We start from the raw sequence: 20,025 nt of genomic DNA, 5'->3' as shown, positions 1-20,025 counted from the left end.
TGATGTCATCTTTTAGCGTTTACAATATCTCGCCGGATCGACAGCTTGCCCTTTATGCCTTACTTCAAAGTATAGGCCAGGCTCTGTCTGTCCACCCGATCGTCCGACCAAAGCAACTGATTCGCCTTTATTTACAAGGTCTCCGGCGTTTTTAAGTAGTGTCTGAGCATGACCATATAGGCTCATATAGCCTTTTCCATGGTCAACAACTAACACCATACCAAAGCCCCTTAACCAGTCAGCATAGATCACTTTTCCCGGCGCAATTGCGGTAATTGTCTGCCCTTCAGGTGCTGAAACTGTGACCCCCTTCCATTTTACTTGTCCCGATCTCTGGCTGCCAAAACCGGACTTTATACGACCTTTGGTCGGCCATGATAGCTTATTTTTACTCGATAACCCGTCCATCTTTGGACTGTTTCTCATCGCAGTGATCGCTTGCTCTACGACTCGCTTTAAGCTTGCCTCCTCTATTTGGAGTTGCTCTAGCTTAGCGCCGCTGCTGTTTAATGTTTTTTGCAGTAATGACAGGGTATTTTGGCGCTGGCTCTGTTCAAGGGTCAGCTGCTTAGCCTGCTGCTGTTGGTTTAGGATCAGTTTATTGAGGCGATCTTTTTGGCTAATTTGCTCTTGAGTGATCTCCTCTAGCTCAATCATGGTTGCCTGAAGCTCGTTGATGGATGCCATACGGGCATTATTCAGGTATTGATAGTAAGTTAGCAGTCGCTCGATTGTTGCTGGGCTCTGCTGATTTAATAGCATCTTACTGTAATCATGATTACCAGCTAAGTAGGCACTGGCTAATTGATTTGATAGAGATTCCTGTTGGATCTTTTTGAGTTTATTTAATTCAGCTTGTCGATTATTGAGCTTACTTAACTGCTTATCTGTTTGGGTTAATGAGGTTTTAGTCTCGTTGACTTTTTTCGCCGCTGAGGCGATCGCTTTCTCATCTTTCTTAAGCAGATTTACCAGTTTCTCTCTCTGCTTACTGGTGTTTTTCAGATCAGATTGTTGCTTACTTATTTGGGATTGAAGCTGTTTCAGATCAGATTGACGTTGCTGCAGATCGGAAGCCTGCAGTGGCGTGGAAAGCATGATAAAGCCAGCAAAAATGCTGGCTTTAGAAAGAAAGCGAAAGTTTACCAATTATTATTTACTCATCGAGTTTTATTATTGAGCGGCCAGTCATCTCTGATGGCACATCTTGTCCCATCAAGGTTAACATGGTTGGGGCAAGATCGCTTAATCGTCCGCCCTCCTGAATAGTGCCGTTACGTCCAACATAGATCAATGGCACTAACTCACTTGTGTGAGCCGTATGAGCCTGACCTGTTGATTCATCCGTCATCTGCTCAGCATTACCGTGGTCAGCAGTAATTAAACACTCCCCATCGACTTTTGCTAAGGCATCGACAACACGACCAATACAGGAATCTACCGCTTCACAGGCTTGTACCGCTGCCTCGAAACTCCCCGTATGACCTACCATATCACCATTCGGGTAGTTACAGATAATTACATCATATTTGGTTGATTCGATCGCCCCGACTAGCTTATCGGTTAGCTCTTCTGAACTCATCTCTGGTTGCAGATCGTAAGTGGCGACTTTAGGTGATTGGATAAGGATCCTATCTTCACCATTAAAAGGCTGCTCTTTGCCACCATTGAAGAAGAAAGTCACATGAGCATACTTCTCTGTTTCTGAGATGCGTAGCTGGGTCTTACCTTCTTTTTGTAGCACTTCCCCTAAGGTATTGACCAGATCAGTAGATGGGTAAGCGATAGCGGCATTAATGTCGGCGGCATACTCTGTCAGCATCACAAAATGAGCTTTAGGTGTTACCTCTCGGGTAAAACCATCAAAATCACTGTCCACAAAACTACGGGTGATCTGGCGTGCTCTATCTGCACGGAAGTTCATAAAGATAAGGGCATCTTCATCATTGAGCTTAGCTGAGTTGCCTTGAGCATCAGTAATTGCAGAGCTGCCAACAAACTCATCATTTTCATCACGGCCATATGCGGCTTCAAGTGCTTCAACAGCATTTGAGTACTGATGTAGTGACTTACCTTGAGTGATTAAATCGTAGGCTTGAGATACTCGATCCCAGCGATTGTCGCGATCCATGGCGTAGTAACGGCCAATAATCGAGGCCACACGACCAGTGCCTAATGTAGTAAAAAGATCATCAAAATGAGCTAAGCTGGACTTTGCACTACGAGGGGGGGTATCACGTCCATCGAGGAAAGCATGCAGATAAACCTGCTTAGCACCACGTTTTACTGCTAGGCGGCACATGGCTTCGATATGGCTTTCATGGCTATGGACACCACCGGGTGACAAAAGCCCCATCACATGAACTGCGCCATTGTTTGCAATGGCTTTATCTACAGCTTCGATAAGTGCTGGATTTTCATCAAATTCACCGTCATCGATTGCTTTACCAATTCGGGTTAGTTCCTGATAAACAATGCGGCCTGAGCCTATGTTGATATGGCCAACTTCAGAGTTACCCATCTGTCCATCGGGTAAGCCTACATCTAAGCCAGAACCGGAGATCAGGCTATTCGGGTATTGGGCGTTGAGTCGATCTAGGACTGGAGTGTTTGCGTGAAATACAGCATTTTTTTGCGTATTTTCACGGTAACCCCAGCCGTCGAGGATCAGCAATGCCAAGGGGCGTTTGCGTGTCGTCATACTAGTACCTTTAAGTTTGATAAAGTGGGTAAGTTAAAATTGAATTGGTTAAATATTACTACGTAACACTAGGTGGAAAAAGCAATTTACCTAGATTGAGCTTATCGAAATTGGCTTTGTATGGTTTATGCTCAGCTTTTGAGGAGTTTATTGGGGGAACAACTTGCTGCAATCTACTGCTGCGATGGTATACTCTGTGCCCTTATTGTATTTTCAGCCCTTAGAAGTAGGCAGTTTACCATGCAAGAATATATTGAATTTTTAAAAGCTAACCCAATGCTTAGCTTAGCCTGGATAGGTCTATTCATTGGTCTTATCGTTAGCGTTTTCAAATCAAGTGTTTCAAAAGTGACAACGGTTGATCACCAACAAGCGACTTTATTGATCAATAAACAAGATGCGAAAGTGATCGATGTAAGGGAAAAAGCTGAGTTTAAAAAGGGACATATCATTGATGCAATCAATGTTCCTTTGTCAGAAATTAAAAATAATCAAATTTCTGCCCTTGAAAAGTTTAAAGCTAGTCCCATTATAATGGTATGTAATGCTGGTATGGTGTCATCTCAAGCAGCGCAACTGATGGTCAAAGCAGGTTTTGAATCTGTTAATAACCTAAAAGGCGGCATGGGTGACTGGCAATCAAATAATCTGCCAGTAACGAAAAGTAAGAAGTAGAAATAACTAAAAACCGGGATGGTGATTGAGGGCTATTTCCTCAAGTAACAAAAGCCCTTAAAGAATAGGTTTCAATTTAGGAACCAATAACTTGGATAGGTAGAAAATTATGGCTGAAGTAGCAAACAACGAACAACAAGATCCGCAATTCAACATCCAACGTGTTTACACGAAAGATATCTCTTTCGAAACGCCAAACAGCCCAGCTGTATTCCAAAAAGAGTGGACTCCAGAAGTTAAGTTAGATCTTGATACTCGTAGCGCTAAGTTAGCTGACAATGTATTCGAAGTTGTTTTATCTCTTACTGTTACAGCTAAGAATGGTGAAGAAACTGCATTCCTATGTGAAGTTCAGCAAGCTGGTATCTTCGCAATTAACGGTCTGACTGAGCAGCAACTTGCTCACTCTCTAGGTGCATACTGCCCTAACATTCTTTTCCCATACGCTCGTGAAGCTGTGGGTAGCTTGGTTGCTCGTGGTACTTTCCCACAGCTAAACCTTGCACCAGTTAACTTCGATGCGCTTTTCGCTCAGTACGTTAACCAACGTCAAGCTGGTGCTGAAGAAGCTGCTGCTAAAACTGAAGAAGCAAGCGCTTAATTAAAAACTGAACATATCTGTTCAGCATTTTTCAGTCGCTGCTCAGATAGCGCCATTTCGTCCTCGTTTATTTAGTGACGAAATGGCAATAAGCGAGTAGTTATATGAAAAACACTGCCGATATTACGGTACTGGGGGCGGGGTCTTATGGCACCGCCCTTGCTATTTCTTTAGCCAGTAACGGACACAGAACCTTGCTTTGGGGCCATGACCCTGAGCATATCGAAAACCTCAAGCGTGATCGCGCTAACGAAGCGTTTTTGCCTGGTATCACTCTTCCTGATCTACTTGTTCCCGAAGCTGATTTAGCAACGGCACTTGCAGCGTCTAATAATGTATTAGTTGTTGTTCCTAGCCACGTATTTGGCCTGGTGCTTGAGCAAGCTAAACCGCTTTTGCGTGAAGACTCTCGTATCGTTTGGGCAACTAAAGGCCTTGAGCCTGAAACAGGCAGGTTGCTGCAAGAGGTTGCTCGCGAAGTGTTAGGTGATAAATATCCTCTGGCTGTACTGTCTGGACCGACATTTGCTAAAGAGCTGGCTGCTGGCATGCCAACGGCTATTTCGGTTGCGGGTACTGATGAGAGTTTCACTCAAGATCTTGTCGAACTACTTCATAGCTCTAACCGTTTACGTGTATACGCCAATGATGACTTTACCGGTCTTCAGCTAGGTGGCGCTGTGAAAAATGTGATTGCAATCAGCGCAGGTATGTCTGATGGAATTGGTTTTGGCGCTAATGCTAGAACAGCACTTATTACCCGCGGCTTAGTCGAGTTAACCAGGCTCGGTGAAGCGATTGGTGCTCAAGCGAGTACCTTTATGGGGATGGCTGGACTCGGTGATTTAGTGTTGACCTGTACCGATAATCAATCTCGAAATCGTCGTTTTGGCTTAGCATTAGGTAAAGGCCAAGGCGTTGAAGAGGCACAGGTTGAGATTGGCCAAGTGGTTGAAGGCTATCGAAATACCAAAGAGGTGTACACCTTAGCCAAGCGATTAGGTGTTGAGATGCCGATCACTGAGCAGGTATACAAGGTGCTTTATCAAGGTGGAACGCCTCATGAAGCGGCTAAGTCTCTGTTAGCTAGAGAGAAAAAATCTGAGACTGAAGATAGCGAGTAACGCTGATCTTTAACTCATACAAGAATCTAAAAGGGTGCTAAAATAGCGCCCTTATTTTTTGGTGCTATTTAAGTAAACGAACGCTAATTGCGTGAGTTGTTGAGGTAAAGCAAGTGAAACATCATGACGTAATCATTATCGGTGCAGGTGCTGCGGGTCTTATGTGTGCAGCTACCGCAGGTTACCGAGGCCGTGATGTACTTGTTCTCGATAATGCTAAGCAAGCGGGTCGCAAAATACTGATCAGTGGTGGTGGGCGTTGTAACTTCACCAATCAAAAAGTTGAGCCTAATAACTTTATCTGCAGTAATAATCACTTTGTAAAATCCGCTTTAGCTCGTTACCGCTCGAGCGACTTTATTGAGTTGGTCGAACGCCATGGCATTGAGTATCACGAGCGAGATCACGGCCAACTATTCTGTAATGACTCAGCTAAAGAGATCGTCACCATGCTGATGACCGAGTGCGAGTGGGCTGGGGCTAAAGTTAAGCTAAGAACAGAGATTAACGCCATCGTAAAGTTAGAGTCTGGTCAGTTTCAGCTGATGACAGATAAAGGTGAATTCGTCTGTGACTCTTTAGTTATCGCTACTGGCGGCCTCTCTATGCCTAAGCTTGGTGCCAGTCCGTTTGGTTATCATCTAGCAGAGCAGTTTGGCCTTAAAGTGTTACCGACTCATGCAGGCCTAGTTCCTTTTACTTGGCATAGCGATCAAAAGATAAAGTTCGAACCTCTTTCAGGAATAGCTGTGCCAAGCACGATCACTGCTAAAGATGGCACTCAATTTAGCGAAGCTTTGCTTTTTACTCATAGAGGTTTATCTGGCCCTGCCATATTGCAGATCTCAAACTTCTGGAAGCCTGGTGAAACCATTAGCATCAATTTGCTGCCCGGCATCGATGTCCGCGCTGCTATCGGGCTAATACTAGCTAACCATCCTAAGCAGAATCTGAGAAATAGCCTAAGCCACTGGCTTCCAAAGCGTTTAGTTGAGGCTCTGTTTGAAGAAACTTTGCTTAACAAGTCGATGAATCAACTGATTCATAGTGAGTTGGAGCAAGTTGCCGTCTCTCTCGAGTCTTGGGAGATCTTGATGAATGGCACTGAAGGTTACCGCACTGCGGAGGTCACCTTAGGTGGCGTCGATACCGATGAGTTGTCATCGAAAACCATGGAGGCTAAAACTGTCTCTGGCCTATTTTTTATCGGTGAAGTGATGGATGTCAGCGGTTGGCTGGGAGGTTTCAACTTCCAGTGGGCTTGGTCATCTGGTGTGGCAGCAGGACAGGCTGTTTAATTGTTTATACTAACCAAACTCCAATAAATATAGGTTATTGTTTAGTATTTCTTCTGAAAAAATATCTAGAATAGTGGTTGGTAAAGTCGGTTTAAATTACTGCGGCTAGTCTTTATGTAATGGTAGTATCATTAAACTTTCCCTTTACTATTTGGATAAATTTTTTGTTGAAGCCGCTCTTAAGCTTGTTGTTTATATTGCTCATCACAGCTTGCTCAAGCGCTCCACCTAGCCCATCAACAGGCTCTGGGGGAGCTAAAACGAATGCGCAAATTAGCCAAAGTGCGTTAGAGAAGCAATTACTGACTTTTTACAAGGGATGGAAGGGTGTTCCCTATCGTTTGGGTGGTATGAGTAAGCGAGGAGTGGATTGCTCAGGTTTTGTTTATCTGGCATATCAGCAACTATTGACTAAACAGGTCATCAGCGCATTTCCTAGGACCACTGCAGATCAAGTGGAGCTCGGTCGTAAGGTTAGTAAATCTCAATTAAAAACCGGTGACTTAGTGTTTTTTAAGACCGGATGGTCTACAAGACATGTGGGGATCTATTTGAGTGATAATCGTTTTTTACATGCTTCAACCAGCCAAGGTGTGATGATCTCACGTTTAGATAATAGTTACTGGAAGCAGAAGTATTGGCAATCCAGACGTTTGTCATTTCCTACCTAGATTTACGATTCCATTAACTTTTCAATGATAATAAAGGGCGAAACAGCTCTCATTTTTGATGATAAGCCAGATATAATAACGACCAATTATGCTAGTTTAGATGTAACTAATTGAGCCTTTTTAAGGGCTAACAAACCACACTTGAGTAGGATTGAAGATGACTAAAGCTAAGATCGGTATCGTGACTGTGAGTGATAGAGCCAGTGCTGGTGTTTATGAGGATCTTTCCGGTAAGGCGATTATCGATGTATTAAACGAGTACCTTACTTCTGAGTGGGAGCCTGTTTATGAGGTGATCCCAGATGAGCAGGATGTGATTGAAGCGACACTCATGAAGATGGCCGATGAGCAGAACTGTAGCTTAATTGTCACCACTGGTGGTACTGGTCCTGCTAAGCGCGATGTTACCCCTGAAGCAACCGAAGCTGTGTGTGATCGCATGATGCCTGGCTTTGGTGAGTTGATGCGCGCAGAGTCTTTAAAGTTTGTGCCTACTGCTATTTTATCTCGCCAGACTGCAGGTCTGCGTGGTGATTCATTGATTGTAAACCTGCCTGGCAAGCCAAAATCGATTCGTGAGTGTCTAGATGCTGTGTTCCCAGCTATCCCTTACTGTATCGATCTGATGGATGGCCCATTCTTAGAGTGTGATGAGTCAGTGATTAAGCCATTTCGCCCGAAAGCTAAGTAGTTAGTAGTCTGCTCAAGAGCGCGTTTAGATGCGCGCTCTATCACTTTCAATAAATCTATCTGTTCCAATATCTGCTTCAATATCTCTTCGCTTTAACAGCATGAGCTTTTCTTACTTGCGAGATGATAAGCGCTAAAGCCAGTAAACAGCAGTAAGCTGGGGATCGCGACTAAATGTGCAAAGCCATTGGGCTCAGTACTGAAGTGTAACCAGAGAAGCAGCGTCCAACTTAGGATTAAATAACTCAGGCTCAATAGATAACTTTGTGGTTTTCTCATACATCCTCCGACGATCACATTGCTTAACTTTTCCGTTTTGATTGGTAATAAGTATAAAAACTGGACAAAAAAAGCAGAAGTGTCATTATTGACAAAATAAGGGTGATTAGTGACATTTGCTTGTTGGGCAATAGTGAGGAGCTTAAGTGAAGACTATCTATATATTGGCGGCTGGTAATGTCGTTGCTGGTGGTATTATCAGTTTCTTGGATGTGTTCAGCTTCTGTAATACCTATTGGCGGCGTATGAACCCTGGCATTAGTGAAGATCTGTTTCACTGCCATGTGATTTCGCCTGACGGCAAGCCTGTTAATACCAATCAAGGGATACAGGTTCCAGCAATTGGATTGGAGGAGCCGGAAGATATCTTAAATGCGGATGCGGTTATTTTAGCTTCAGCCTTTGTGACTAACCGCGAGGAGTTTCAGCATTATCTTGAAGATTTTACACCTCTTTTTAAACCCTTAACTCTCTTTGCTGCTTCTGAAAAGCCCCTTGCTGCATACTGCTCTGGAACCATGATGTTAGCCGCATCAGGTTTACTCAATGGTAGGAGGGCGACTACTGTTTGGTGGTTGAGTGAGATGTTTGAGCGTAACTTTCCAAAGGTGAGCCTCTGCCTTGAACACTTGGTTGTTTCCGATGGTCATCTGCATACCGCGGGGGCAACCACCTCCAATTTGAGTTTGGCATTGCACATCATAGGTTTATTGGCGGGAGAGCAAGTTGCCAACCAGATGGCTAAGATACTGTTGATCTCACCGAATAGGAGCTCACAACAGCCCTTTATGAATATGGCGTTGGCTGTGGATGGCCATAATCATAAAGATGAATTGGTCACTAAGATTCAAAACTGGATGCAGCAGCATATTCAGCAAAGCTTTCTGCTTGATGAGGTTGCCGATAAGTTTGCTGTGGGAAAACGTACCTTAATTAGGCGCTTTAAGAAGGCGCTAAATGAAACACCTGCCAGCTATATGCAGCGTTTGCGTGTTGATGAGGCTAAACGCCTGCTTGAAACGACAGAGTTAGCTCTGGAGCAGATAGTTGAGCGGGTAGGCTATGAGGATGTTAGCTCATTTCGAAAGTTGTTTATCCAACTGACCAGCCTTTCTCCCCGCGCATATCGACAGAAGTTCAACACTCATGCTTGCTGTTGATTTATACCAATTACATTAATAGCCCTTTTAGAGCTAAAGGGCATTAATCTGCTGTTTTAGATCGTAACTGCTATCTGTCACTATCTTCTCTAGTGTCTGTACTCTGTCTTCTAGATGGCGGTTTTGCTTGCGAAGCAGCTCAAGCTCATCGAGTTTGATATCCGCCTTGGTGATCTTCTTCATTCTGAAGTAGTGTTTAAGGCCTTCGCTAATTGCTGTGCTGATGATAAGTGCCAGCATAATAACCATAATAATAATCTCTTTATCCATCATAAACTCCTTATTAACTTTCTGTTTTAGTTTTGTTTGCGTATTTATCGACAACCTTGCCTGTTGTCGCCCATATCAAGACACCGCCCCAAGCTATAAATGATAGCCCTGCCGGAATACAGGCCAGTAAAATCAGCTTAAAATGCTTGCGGTTAAATATCAGTGCGAGCATGGCAGGTAGAAACCAGATAATGAGCACTCCAACGGCTAGCAGCGCCATAAAGGCATAATTCTCTTGGGCTAAAATCTTATCTATAAATTCCATCTTCTCTCTCCTTTTTACTATATCTAAACGACTTGCTATATATCCCCAGAGTGACCAGCCCTCTGGGGTGTAAGCTGGCTATAAACCAAATACAATTTTCTCGCTTTTGAGTGATCTCTCCATGCCGAAAGCTAATCCGATAGCGATAATAAACGTGGTCAATGAGGAGAGTAAAAGTTGTAGCATTGGGATTTCACGTCCCTTGATAAAGGCGATTAATGCTTGTTGTTGACCAGATACTGGTAACCACTGCAGAGTATCTGGCGCTATGTTGTAGCTGGCTGCCATCGACAGCATCATAGGAACAATAAGCACTAAGGTTAGGTATGACTGAGCCTCCTTAAAGGTTTTCGCCATAAAAGAAACAAATAGCTGTAGGCTAGCGGCCATCAAGGCGATAGGCAGTCCAGTCAGTAGCATAAGTAAGATAAACTCTGTGCTGATTGACACAGTAAAGCCAAGCTCCTGCCATGGCACAAAGGCATAGGATATCTTGGAGATTATCAGGGTGAGTAGTAGACCAACCATGGCGAAAACAGTCACGGCGATAACTTTGGCCAGTACGATATTACGAGTTGAAACTGGATGGCTGAGAAGTAGCGCCAATGAGTTACGCTCTCGCTCTCCTGCACTGGTGTCGATGGCTAAGTTCATCCCTGAGATAAATACCGCGTAGATCATGGTCATGGTCGCCACACCTAATATGACGCCGCCTTTAGAGTCAGGTGTCGCCTCATCTTCTACATTGACCTTAATCGGCTGCACAACCCTTGGGTCAATCCCTCGGGCAATTAAGCGTAAACTACCCATCTCACTGCTGTAGGCCTGCAAGTTTCGCTCGAGGCGACGAATAGAGTTTTGCAGTTTTTCATTGGAGTTATCTGCAATAAGGGTGATCTCTGCACTTAAGCCTTTAGCCATCTGTGCGGCGTAATCATCGCTGATCACTAAGCGGATATCCTTAACATCCAACTTGTCACCATTTTCATTGATGCTTAGGCTGTCGCCATGGGTGATCCCTTGGCTAGAAAGGTACTTAACCAGATCTGGTGCATTGTTGCCATTCTCTATTTTGATATTTAGATCTTCTGGGCTGGTCATCTGCCCAATCAGCAACATAAACATGCCGCACATCAATAAAGGTGTACCGATAGCGTAGTAGAGGCCAGCCATGACGGAGCGTTTGTCTCTTGCTGCATCGATCAGCTCTTTTCTAACCATAGTGATTATATTGCTTATCATGCTGCTATCCCTTCATCCGTGCCTATTAATTGTATAAAGGCGTCCTCTAATGAATCCTTTCCTGTTTGCTGACAAAGCTCATCTGGGCTGCCAACGGCGACAACTTTTCCCTCTGCCATTACGATCACTTGATCGCATAGCGCAGCGACCTCCTGCATCACATGGCTGGAGAAAAGCACGCAGTGGCCTTGCTCTTTTAGTGCTTTCAGTAAGTCTCTAAGTACACGGGTACTCATTACATCCAATCCGCGAGTGGGTTCATCGAGAATGATATTGGTCGGCTGGTGGACGATAGCTTGAGCCAGTGCTGTTTTCATGCGTTGACCTTGAGAGAAGCCTTTGCAGCGGCGATCGGCGATATCATCCATATGCAGCTCGGTTAGCACTTTTTGCGTGGCGTCTTTAGCTTGAGTTCGTGATAAACCATTTAGCTCGGCGAAGTAGCTGATATATTCCCTTGGGGTGAGTCGCTCATAGAGCCCAAAGGGATCGGGAAACAGACCAAGTTGTTGCTTCGCTTGAATAGGAGATTTAGCCACATCGATACCATCTATCTCGGCATGACCTTCGTCAGCTTGTAATAGGCCGAAAACGGTACGCAAGCATGTGGTTTTACCTGCGCCATTAGGTCCGAGTAACCCGGTTATCTGGCCATCATTAGCTTCGAAACTTAAGTTATTGAGCGCTTGAACATCGCCGATCTTCTTCGACAGATTACAGACCTTAATCATGGCTATCTCCTTGCTCAATAGCGTGTTTTGATTCATCAAGAGGGATGGCCTCAACCGTGCTGGCGTTGAGGTAGAAGTTACGACTGACATCATTGTTTAAACACTCACTGTCGAGCTCGGAAACACTGCCGCTATCGACAAGTTGAGCAATAAGCTCATTACCACATGACTGGCCTGCCACACCGTGACTGGCGTAGGGGGCGATAAAGTGTTTTGCATTGGTGAGTTTCTCCATGGCAAGCTCACCCCAACTTGGTGGTGTCGCTGGATCTATCTGCCCGGATAAAACAAGAGTGGGAATATCACTGCTGATCGCATCTGAGAAGCTTTTATCAACTGCAGGCATCTGCCAAATGTCACATGATTGCTCGAATGTGGTGATCATCTCCTGACCGAAATAGGTACTTGCCACCTCTTCTCGCTCATCGGCTGTTAGTCTTTGCCAGTCTTCACCGCAGACAACTGAAGCATGCATCCCCATGGCGATACCTGTGCTGTCGAGGTTAAGTGCGTATAACCCCATAATTGGTTGAAAATTATTATTGGCGGCTTGATGTATGGCATGGGGAATAAGTGCGCGTATATTGGGCGCATAAAGTGCCATGCGAATGGCACCCATAAACTTACCTCGTGTCATGGTGAGTTGCGTGCTTTCACCTGTGAGAGGATCCCGAACTTGAGTGATAACTGGTGCGATGGCTAACTTAGCATCGACGGCTTCCAACTCCGCTCTAAGTTGAGGAAACTGTTTATTACACAGGGTGTTATCACTACAGCCTTGAAGGAGGAGGTCAAAGGAGCGACTGATAGCCTGCCCTATTGCAAGTACGTTTTGCTGCATAGGCACAACACCGTCGATGGTGACAGTAGAGAGGACCTGTGGATAGTGGCGCATATAGAGTTGTGCCATGCGTGTGCCGTAGGAGATCCCGTAAACATGTAATTTCTGGTAATTTAGGTGCTCCCTTACTGCCTCAAAATCTTTTAGTGCATTTAGGCTGCCGTATTGAGTCACATCGCTACTGGCTAAGTTATCTAAGCAGGCTTGAGTCTCTTTAGTGGTATCGAAGTCAGCTTCATTGGCTGCTAGTGAACCTTGGTAGCCCTCACTCTCACAGTTGAGAATGTTAGAGCGTCCAGTGCCGCGCTGGTCGATAAGTAAGATATCTTTTTGCTGTCTGACTTTGCTAAAGGTGCGATCGAAAAAAGCGGCATTATCCATGGCCGATTGCCCCGGTCCGCCAGCGATGGCAAGAAAAGCTTCACTGTGATCGCTGTTTTTAATGGCGGGAAGTACAGCGTAATGGATCTGGATTTGCTTGCCTTCAGGTTTATCGGCATTTTCAGGCACTGTGACAAAGCCGCAAGTGAGCTGCTCAGACAACCCCTCAAGGTAACAGCTGCTCTGCTCGTTAAGCTTGTTATCACTCTGAGCTGAACTACTGGCAAGAGCAGGCAGGCTTGAGATGAGCCCTGTGATCACGAGTGCACTTAACAGTGTGGGGAGCGCTCTCCCTTGATGGCCAAAACGGGAGAGGAGAGAGTGTTCTCTCGTTCGCTGTCCGTGATATGTCATGCCGATATCCTTAGTTGAAATTTATTCAATGTATGCTAAATTAATACTGTATCGGTGTATCAATGTATTAATACAGTATCTAAAGGCTAATGTTAGAACAAATAAATGTCAACCCCAGTAGTGGTGAACCCATATATCGACAATTGAGCGAGCAGATTGTGCGTTTGATTGTGGGTGGCCAACTGCAAGCTGAGCAAGTGTTGCCTTCGGTAAGGCAGATGGCTGAGCATCTTTCTGTTAACCCTATGACTGTGTCCAGAGCGATACAGCAACTGGTTGAGCAGGGATGGTTAGAGCGAAGACGGGGACAGGCGACTCGAGTTGCCACTCGAGAAGTTGACGAGAACAGTTCTAGTCTTGAGTTAGTAAAGCCTCAGGTTACCGCTTTAGTGTCTCAGGCTAAGCAGTTAGGCATTACGCCTGATGAGTTAACTAGCTTGATAGAGAGCTGCTGGAAAAGTCGTTAAAGCAGAAAAGAAAAAGGATTAAATTGATGGATATCAAGCTAGAACCGCTCCTCGAACTTTGTGATGTAACTAAACAATTTGTCGATAAAACAGCGATTAGTAAGCTGAGTATCCAGTTGTACCCAGGTATGGTCGTAGGGCTACTTGGTCAAAATGGTGCAGGTAAATCGACATTAATGCGCTGTGCTTTGGGGATTATTGAGCCGAGCAGCGGCAAAATAACCACTTTAGGTGAGCCTGTTCAACAACTGAGCTCAGAGGCAAAGACTCAAATTGGCTATGTGCCACAGCAGCCCTTCGGTTATGAAGGCTTCTCCATTTCCAGAGCATTAGAACTGCATAGAAGTTTTTACCCTGAGTGGGATAAAGAGTTAGAGCGGGAGTGGTTGCAGCGTTTTGACTTAGATACTAAGCAGCAAGTTCAGCGACTCTCTGTGGGACAACGTCAATCTTTAGCGCTGATCATGGCGATGGCATATCGCCCCAAGTTACTTATTCTAGATGAGCCAGTGGCGAGTTTAGATCCCATTGCACGTCGAGCATTTATGTCTGATCTGTTTGAGTTAGCGATAGAATCAGGTTCAGCAGTGCTGTTTTCATCCCATATCACCTCAGATCTCGAACGTGTTGCCAGCCACTTAGCGTTAATGCGAGAGGGGGAGTTGGTTCTCTTTAAGGAGATGGATAGCGTAAGAGAGGAGGTGAAGTTACTTACTTTAGCTGATGGTGAGGTATTAGAAGCAGATATACGGGTTCTGAATAGACTGGGTAATAAAGTGCTGGTGGACAATTTTTGCGCTGCTCAGTATCCAGATATTAAGTCAGAGTCGATGAATCTTGAGCAACTCTTTATGGCGCTTCACCAATGAGCAGGTCTTCGGTGATAAAGTTGACGATTAATCGCTTCGATGGAGCGGTGAGGCTCTGGCTGTTTGATGTAGTCTGTGCCAGTTTTTTTGGGGTAGCGCTGCTCGGGTTGCTCCTGCTATTGCCTATCTTTTGGTTTGAAAAGTTTGATGTCATCCCGTTAATGCTCAGTATGTTTCAAGTTTCTGTCTCTATTTCAGTCGCTTGGCAGTTAAACAGATTAGCCGCGACAGAGTGGTCGATACTTATTCCTCGGTACCGAGGTAACCTTCTGTTTCAGGCAGCCACTCTTCTTCTTGTCTCTTTTCTTATCTGCGCTCTGATATCGCTGGTTTCAGGAGCTGATGGTAGTTTTACGCAACTTCAGTTGGCTACCGCAGCAGGGTTAATTTTTATCTACCTTTGTTTGATTAAAGTGCAAACCTACTATTGGTCTGTTCTGCTCTATCTTTTTCTGATGTCACTCTCATCTTTAGCCAGCCAAATACCTACTGAGATCAATATTCCCCTATTTGTGGCTAATGGCGTACTGGCTTGGTTGTTATGGCAAAAAGCGAATGGAAACCCTTGGCACCCAGATGCCAGATCTGTCTATCTCAATGCACAAGAGATGGGAGGAGTTTGGCTGCCAGGGCTTAAATCAAATCCCCAATTAGTTAAGTTTGAGCTTTGGTTACATCCAGTCAACTTCTTTATGGGGCCTTTATTGACTATATTGCTGCTCGCTATGCCTGTTGTGACTTTGGTCGTTGCGGGCTTATCTAGCGCGATTGGAGGAGATATTCCCGCTCTGTTTCTCTATACCCAGTTTGCTTGTGTAGCCTGTAGTATGGTGCATTGGAGTCGCATTCATCGCTGGCGTGCAGTGGAGTCGCTTTACATGTTGCCGGGATTTGACGGTAAACAGGGGATGAGAGATGCCTTTAATCTTGGCCAGGTTAAGCTGCTAATTTTATTGGTCTCTATGATGGGGTTAGTGGCAGCTGTGATAAGCCTATTTGAGCCATTGATTACTATAGGTGTTTGGTTTCACCTCGTATTAAGTACACTTTTTGGCTGCGGCCTTATTTTAGGTGTTGGTAGCGGGTGTAAAAATGCGTTGCAGCTTTCGTTATTGATGTTGATTATTATCTGCCAATCTGTGTGGATATCGACCTCTTTAGGTCAAATTAGCGATGGTGGTGAAATTTGGCTTTGGTTAAGTATTGATATCATTCTTATGGTTTTTTCTTTTGTAACTCTATGGTGGGGAAGTAAAAAGCTTTGGGATGGTGACTTTTTCTAACAGGCTGAATTGAGAGTATCTGTGATCGGTTTAACACTATTTGAGCAAATACTCTTATTTTTTCCTGCACACTCAAGTAAAATAGCGAAAAAAGAGGTACACCTGTACGCTTAAAAGGTCCCAAAATATGTCTCTCGAGCAATACCACGTAACACGTTTAATTAAACAGCAAAGCCATGAAATGGGTGATGCTATCGCGCTCGAAGGATTCGAAATGGCGGCCCCATGGCATCAGGTTAGCTGGCATGATTTTGATAGCATCAGCTCTCAAATTGCTCAGGCGATGATCAATCTAGGCCTAGAAGTACAAGACCGAGCTGTTATCCTGTCACAAAACTGTCCCCAGTGGACCTGTGCGGATGTGGCCACTCTTAAGGCAAGGGTGATCGTGGTACCTATCTACCCGACGAGCACCTTTGAACAAGCTAAATATATTGTTGATGATGCAAAAGCTAAGTTAATTTTTGCTGGTGATGAAGCTCACTATCAGATGGCTTGTGAGCTTGCTGAGCAGTGTGACAGCCTAGTTCATATCATTGTACTTGATAAAAATATTTCACTTCAAGATAAGCCAGGTCATTACTATTTTGATGATCTTATTGAAAATGCATACTCTTCAGATGTGTTAGTTGAACTGAATCAACGCTTAGAAGATGCCAATCTTGATGATCTGCTGACCTTAATCTATACCTCTGGCACTACGGGTGACCCTAAAGGCGTGATGTTGGATTACCGTAACATTGCTTCTATGGTGCGTCAGCATGATAACTTTTTACCTTTTACTCCGGGTGATGTTTCACTGGCATTTTTGCCATTGAGTCATGTATTTGAGCGTGGCTGGAGCTTCTACGTGCTCTGTCGTGGAGGGCATAATGTTTATCTTAAAGATCCTATGGCAGTAAAAGAGGCCATTGTGCAAGTACGTCCTCACACCTTATGTGTTGTGCCTAGGTTCCTTGAGAAGGTATATAGCGCAGTTCAGGATAAAGTGATTAAAGCCCCTGAGCTTAGACAGAAGATGTTTACTTGGGCTATGTCTGTTGGCCATAAGCAGTCAGAAGTAGGTCAAGGGCGGCATAAAGCATCTTTAGGCTTAAGCTTACAGTGGAGATTGGCGAACAAACTGGTTTTCAGTAAGTTAAAGCAAGTATTAGGTGGTCGACTTAAATTCATGCCTGTTGGTGGTGCTGCACTAGATCCTAATGTGAGTGCATTTTTCCAGAGTATTGATGTTCCGGTGCTTTGTGGTTATGGAATGACGGAGACCACAGCGACGGCAACCTGTAATACCTTAAGTAATCGTGTACCTGGCTCTAACGGTAAGGTGATCCCTGAGGTTGAGATAAAACTAGGCAAAGATAACGAGATATTAGTCCGTGGTGATACTGTGATGCGCGGTTACTATAACCGTCCGCAAGAGACCGCAGAGACCTTCGAGAATGGCTGGTTGAAAACTGGTGATGCGGGTCGTATCGATGAACAGGGAAATCTGTTTATCACCGACCGTATTAAGGAGCTGATGAAGACCTCCAATGGTAAGTATATTGCGCCTCAACGTGTCGAAGGGAAGGTTGGTTGTTGCCCCTTCATCGAGCAGGTTGCCATTGTCGCCGATGCGAAGAATTATGTTTCAGCTTTGATTGTTCCTGCATTTGAAACTTTGGAAGTGTGGGCTAAAGAGAAGGGGATTCATTATGAGTCCCCGATAGAGCTGCTACGTAACAATCGTGTGATTGAGCACTTTGAGCAGCGTTTAAAGACACTACAGAGTGAGTTAGCTGGTTTTGAGAAGATTAAAAAGTTTACACTCTTACCTGAGGCTTTTTCGATGGAAGCGGGACTTATCACACCCACGATGAAGCTACGCCGTAAGGTCATCTATAATAAGTACGCGTGCGAGATCGATAAGATGTATGCGAGATAAGTCTCCCATATAAAACAACAGAAAGGATGCTTAGGCATCCTTTTTTGATTCTAGTGGATGGTATTTTGCGACTAGGTTTTTGTCCTATTATTGCTTCTGTTTAAAAACTCAGTTAACGTCTTTGGGATAAAAATAATACTCAATAAAATAGGATGGTTATTACCGTGTCAGAGACCTTCTTCAGCTTAGATATTCAGCCCAGATTTAATGAAACCGATGGCTTAGGTCATATCAATAATACTGTTATCCCGGTATGGTTTGAGGCGGCGCGTGAACCAGTATTTGAGATCTTTAATCCCAGTTTAGATCTGACTAAATGGAACTTGATCGTTGCAGGTTTTACCATCGCTTATACCTCTCCTACTAATTACGGTAAGTTGGTATCGGTTAAGACCTGGATCAGTCGTGTGGGGAACTCAAGTTTTGAGGTGACGCAGCAAAGCTGGCAAGAGGGAAAGATGACGGCTGAAGCTAAAACCACACTGGTACACTACGATTACGCCATCGATAAGAGTCAGCCTATCTTTGCCGACGTTAAATCCCAGCTCTCTCAACTGACTGGGGTTTAACTGTAAATAGAATCATAGAAACTTCTGTACATACCAGCAGCTGGCTTCAATGTTGAGGTTAGCTGAATTAGCCCAAGATAGACCACTTCTTACTAACTTCTCTGCCAAGCCTTGACCACGTAAGCTATCGGGCACAAATGTGTGGGTAAAAACGACTCGGTCATCATAAAGGTTATATGTTAATAGCGCCTGTTGCTCATTGATATTAATAACAAATTGCTCTTTATCTTGCTGATGTAATACCTTTATGTCGGTCATTATAACTCTCCACTAATGCTTGTATTGATTGGCACTAAACCTGTTTTTCATGGCTTTTTAGTGAGTCTAGTAGTTTACCCGTTAGCTTAGATTTTTTGCCTGTTTTGAAGTCAAACATGACGACTAGAGAGCTGCCTAAGGTTGTTACTGCTTGCTGAGCCTGACTAAATGCTGTGTAGTGCATCATAAAACGATCTGACTGTACGTCGCTTATCGTTACCCCAACAAGTAGAGTGTCTGGATAGGTTACTGGGCGCTTATAGCGTGCATGGTTATCGGCTAATACTGGGCCTATATTGGCGGTTTGCAGTTCACTGAAGAGATTTATCTGATTGAAAAAATCGATACGGGCTGATTCAAAATATCTGAAATAGACAACATTATTGACGTGTTGAAGGGCGTCCATCTCTCCCCAAGCTACGGGTATCTCAGTATAGATTGGGTATTGCTTGATAAAGTCATCCATCTTCTTGCCTCGTCACTGTTCTCGATAGGTATTCAAACATGCGTTTGACTTGAGGCTTAGCATAACAGCATGGCATAGTGTCAACAAGTTAGTTACTTAGGCTGGAAAAATGAAAAATATTTTTATAATTATATCAGTGCTTTGTGTGGTTATCTCGCTTTCCTCTCAGGCTTCAGCTAAGACAACACAAATCTATTTACCCGTTAAAAATAGTGCTGATAAGCAAGCACGAGAGGTGATTAAATCGGTTGAAGCTCAGATACTACAGTTAGTCGGTGAGCTCCCTATTAATTCAAATCTTGAGATCCGTTATGGCGCTAAGGATGGGCCATTGTTTGATCCTGAGTCGATGAGAATAGAGATCCCCTATGAGTTTGTGACAGAAGTATTGAAGCGCTTTGAGAAAGACAATTACCAAGAAACAGGTGTCATGCCCTATGAGGCAACACAAGATGCACTACTGCACACTTTAGGGCATGAATATGGCCATGCTTTTATTTTCGCTAATCAAGTCATCGTTTTGGGCCGTGAAGAGGATGCTGTTGATACATTGGCGACCCTGTTGCTACTCCATACTTTTGAAAATGGCACAGACATAGCGCTAAGCGCAGCGGATCTGTTTTCGCTGGAAGATGAGGAGGTTCAGGAGTTTGTAGATGACCATTTCTGGGGGGAGCATAGCTTAGATGCCCAGCGCTATTTTAGTACTCTATGCCTAATATATGGTAGTGATCCTGAACGCTACGTTGATCTTATCCCTAGAGATCAGATTTATATTCAAAGAGATAGCTATTGTGAAGAGGAGTATTTTCGTCAGGCTGAAAATTGGGAAAGGCTAAAAAGTCGCTATCGTGTTTCTTCCCCTAAAAATTAACCATAAAAAAAGGCACTCAATGTTGAGTGCCT

The 20,025-nt window shown here is 44.3% G+C and carries 23 protein-coding genes; 13 read left to right on the top strand and 10 right to left on the bottom strand.

Annotated features, from left to right (window positions below):
• Positions 1–12: 12 nt before the first annotated feature.
• Together SWOO_RS25030 and gpmM are read right to left on the bottom strand one after the other, a co-directional pair.
• Positions 13–1,098, bottom strand: a complete 1,086-nt coding sequence (locus SWOO_RS25030; protein ID WP_049774517.1) for a murein hydrolase activator EnvC family protein — start codon at positions 1,096–1,098, stop codon at positions 13–15.
• A gap of 58 nt (positions 1,099–1,156) precedes the next feature.
• A complete protein-coding gene (gpmM, locus tag SWOO_RS25025; protein WP_012327443.1) occupies positions 1,157–2,701 on the bottom strand; it encodes a 2,3-bisphosphoglycerate-independent phosphoglycerate mutase in 1,545 nt (514 codons plus the stop codon).
• 240 nt (positions 2,702–2,941) lie between these two features.
• Between gpmM and SWOO_RS25020 the strand changes: the two genes are divergently transcribed.
• The 6 genes from SWOO_RS25020 (at position 2,942) to mog (ending at position 7,761) form a co-directional block, all read left to right on the top strand.
• Positions 2,942–3,376, top strand: coding sequence for a rhodanese-like domain-containing protein (locus tag SWOO_RS25020; RefSeq protein ID WP_012327442.1), 435 nt, complete (start codon positions 2,942–2,944; stop codon positions 3,374–3,376).
• 109 nt (positions 3,377–3,485) lie between these two features.
• Positions 3,486–3,977, top strand: a complete 492-nt coding sequence (gene secB, locus SWOO_RS25015; RefSeq protein WP_012327441.1) for a protein-export chaperone SecB — start codon at positions 3,486–3,488, stop codon at positions 3,975–3,977.
• Between the two features lie 104 nt (positions 3,978–4,081).
• Complete coding sequence (gpsA, locus tag SWOO_RS25010; protein WP_012327440.1) at positions 4,082–5,101, top strand: NAD(P)H-dependent glycerol-3-phosphate dehydrogenase; 1,020 nt, start codon at positions 4,082–4,084, stop codon at positions 5,099–5,101.
• Positions 5,102–5,214: 113 nt separating this feature from the next.
• Positions 5,215–6,399 carry a BaiN/RdsA family NAD(P)/FAD-dependent oxidoreductase gene (locus SWOO_RS25005; RefSeq protein ID WP_012327439.1) on the top strand — a complete coding sequence of 395 codons (1,185 nt, stop codon included), beginning with the start codon at positions 5,215–5,217 and terminating at the stop codon, positions 6,397–6,399.
• A gap of 119 nt (positions 6,400–6,518) precedes the next feature.
• Complete coding sequence (locus tag SWOO_RS25000) at positions 6,519–7,070, top strand: NlpC/P60 family protein (protein WP_012327438.1); 552 nt, start codon at positions 6,519–6,521, stop codon at positions 7,068–7,070.
• Positions 7,071–7,227: 157 nt separating this feature from the next.
• Entirely contained in the window at positions 7,228–7,761 is a 534-nt protein-coding gene (gene mog, locus SWOO_RS24995; protein ID WP_012327437.1) for a molybdopterin adenylyltransferase, read from the top strand.
• A 92-nt stretch (positions 7,762–7,853) separates the two neighbouring features.
• On the opposite strand, the gene SWOO_RS24990 is transcribed toward mog, so the two are convergent.
• A complete protein-coding gene (locus tag SWOO_RS24990; protein WP_012327436.1) occupies positions 7,854–8,039 on the bottom strand; it encodes a hypothetical protein in 186 nt (61 codons plus the stop codon).
• A 146-nt stretch (positions 8,040–8,185) separates the two neighbouring features.
• Here SWOO_RS24990 and SWOO_RS24985 point away from each other — a divergent pair, with 146 nt between their 5' ends.
• On the top strand, positions 8,186–9,199 hold the full coding sequence (locus SWOO_RS24985) for a GlxA family transcriptional regulator (protein ID WP_012327435.1): 1,014 nt from the start codon (positions 8,186–8,188) through the stop codon (positions 9,197–9,199).
• A gap of 33 nt (positions 9,200–9,232) precedes the next feature.
• On the opposite strand, the gene SWOO_RS24980 is transcribed toward SWOO_RS24985, so the two are convergent.
• The 5 genes from SWOO_RS24980 to SWOO_RS24960 all read right to left on the bottom strand — a co-directional run bounded on the left by SWOO_RS24980 (position 9,233) and on the right by SWOO_RS24960 (position 13,283).
• Positions 9,233–9,472, bottom strand: a complete 240-nt coding sequence (locus SWOO_RS24980; protein WP_229377275.1) for a phage shock protein B — start codon at positions 9,470–9,472, stop codon at positions 9,233–9,235.
• Positions 9,473–9,482: 10 nt separating this feature from the next.
• Positions 9,483–9,734 (bottom strand): superinfection immunity protein, encoded by a 252-nt coding sequence (locus tag SWOO_RS24975; RefSeq protein ID WP_012327433.1) that lies wholly within the window; start codon positions 9,732–9,734, stop codon positions 9,483–9,485.
• Between the two features lie 78 nt (positions 9,735–9,812).
• A complete protein-coding gene (locus SWOO_RS24970) occupies positions 9,813–10,973 on the bottom strand; it encodes an ABC transporter permease (RefSeq protein WP_041418419.1) in 1,161 nt (386 codons plus the stop codon).
• A complete protein-coding gene (locus tag SWOO_RS24965) occupies positions 10,973–11,707 on the bottom strand; it encodes an ABC transporter ATP-binding protein (protein WP_012327431.1) in 735 nt (244 codons plus the stop codon). Before SWOO_RS24965 ends, SWOO_RS24970 begins: the two co-directional genes overlap by 1 nt.
• Entirely contained in the window at positions 11,700–13,283 is a 1,584-nt protein-coding gene (locus SWOO_RS24960) for an alpha/beta hydrolase (RefSeq protein WP_012327430.1), read from the bottom strand. The genes SWOO_RS24965 and SWOO_RS24960 overlap by 8 nt, the downstream gene beginning before the upstream one ends.
• An 89-nt stretch (positions 13,284–13,372) precedes the next feature.
• Here SWOO_RS24960 and SWOO_RS24955 point away from each other — a divergent pair, with 89 nt between their 5' ends.
• From SWOO_RS24955 to SWOO_RS24935, 5 genes are all read left to right on the top strand, one after another.
• Complete coding sequence (locus SWOO_RS24955; RefSeq protein ID WP_012327429.1) at positions 13,373–13,750, top strand: GntR family transcriptional regulator; 378 nt, start codon at positions 13,373–13,375, stop codon at positions 13,748–13,750.
• A 26-nt stretch (positions 13,751–13,776) separates the two neighbouring features.
• A complete protein-coding gene (locus tag SWOO_RS24950) occupies positions 13,777–14,619 on the top strand; it encodes an ABC transporter ATP-binding protein (protein ID WP_012327428.1) in 843 nt (280 codons plus the stop codon).
• On the top strand, positions 14,616–15,902 hold the full coding sequence (locus tag SWOO_RS24945) for a hypothetical protein (protein WP_012327427.1): 1,287 nt from the start codon (positions 14,616–14,618) through the stop codon (positions 15,900–15,902). The genes SWOO_RS24950 and SWOO_RS24945 overlap by 4 nt, the downstream gene beginning before the upstream one ends.
• 127 nt (positions 15,903–16,029) lie before the next feature.
• On the top strand, positions 16,030–17,826 hold the full coding sequence (locus tag SWOO_RS24940; RefSeq protein ID WP_012327426.1) for an AMP-dependent synthetase/ligase: 1,797 nt from the start codon (positions 16,030–16,032) through the stop codon (positions 17,824–17,826).
• A gap of 164 nt (positions 17,827–17,990) precedes the next feature.
• The gene (locus SWOO_RS24935) at positions 17,991–18,395 is read left to right on the top strand and encodes an acyl-CoA thioesterase (protein WP_012327425.1); all 405 of its coding nucleotides are present in this window, start codon (positions 17,991–17,993) and stop codon (positions 18,393–18,395) included.
• A 12-nt stretch (positions 18,396–18,407) separates the two neighbouring features.
• Here the strand turns inward: SWOO_RS24935 and SWOO_RS24930 are convergent, their stop codons facing one another.
• Both SWOO_RS24930 and SWOO_RS24925 read right to left on the bottom strand, forming a co-directional pair.
• Positions 18,408–18,653 (bottom strand): GNAT family N-acetyltransferase, encoded by a 246-nt coding sequence (locus tag SWOO_RS24930; protein ID WP_012327424.1) that lies wholly within the window; start codon positions 18,651–18,653, stop codon positions 18,408–18,410.
• Positions 18,654–18,687: 34 nt separating this feature from the next.
• Positions 18,688–19,119: an acyl-CoA thioesterase gene (locus SWOO_RS24925; protein ID WP_012327423.1), complete on the bottom strand. Its 432-nt coding sequence runs from the start codon at positions 19,117–19,119 to the stop codon at positions 18,688–18,690.
• A 109-nt stretch (positions 19,120–19,228) separates the two neighbouring features.
• On the opposite strand from SWOO_RS24925, the gene SWOO_RS24920 reads away from it, so the two are divergent.
• On the top strand, positions 19,229–19,993 hold the full coding sequence (locus SWOO_RS24920; RefSeq protein ID WP_012327422.1) for a DUF4344 domain-containing metallopeptidase: 765 nt from the start codon (positions 19,229–19,231) through the stop codon (positions 19,991–19,993).
• Positions 19,994–20,025 lie beyond the last annotated feature (32 nt).

Origin of the sequence: Shewanella woodyi ATCC 51908 (assembly GCF_000019525.1) — a bacterium.
Taxonomy (GTDB): domain Bacteria; phylum Pseudomonadota; class Gammaproteobacteria; order Enterobacterales; family Shewanellaceae; genus Shewanella; species Shewanella woodyi.
Note: the sequence above shows the minus strand (reverse complement) of the source record. Positions and strands in the feature narration are given on the sequence as shown.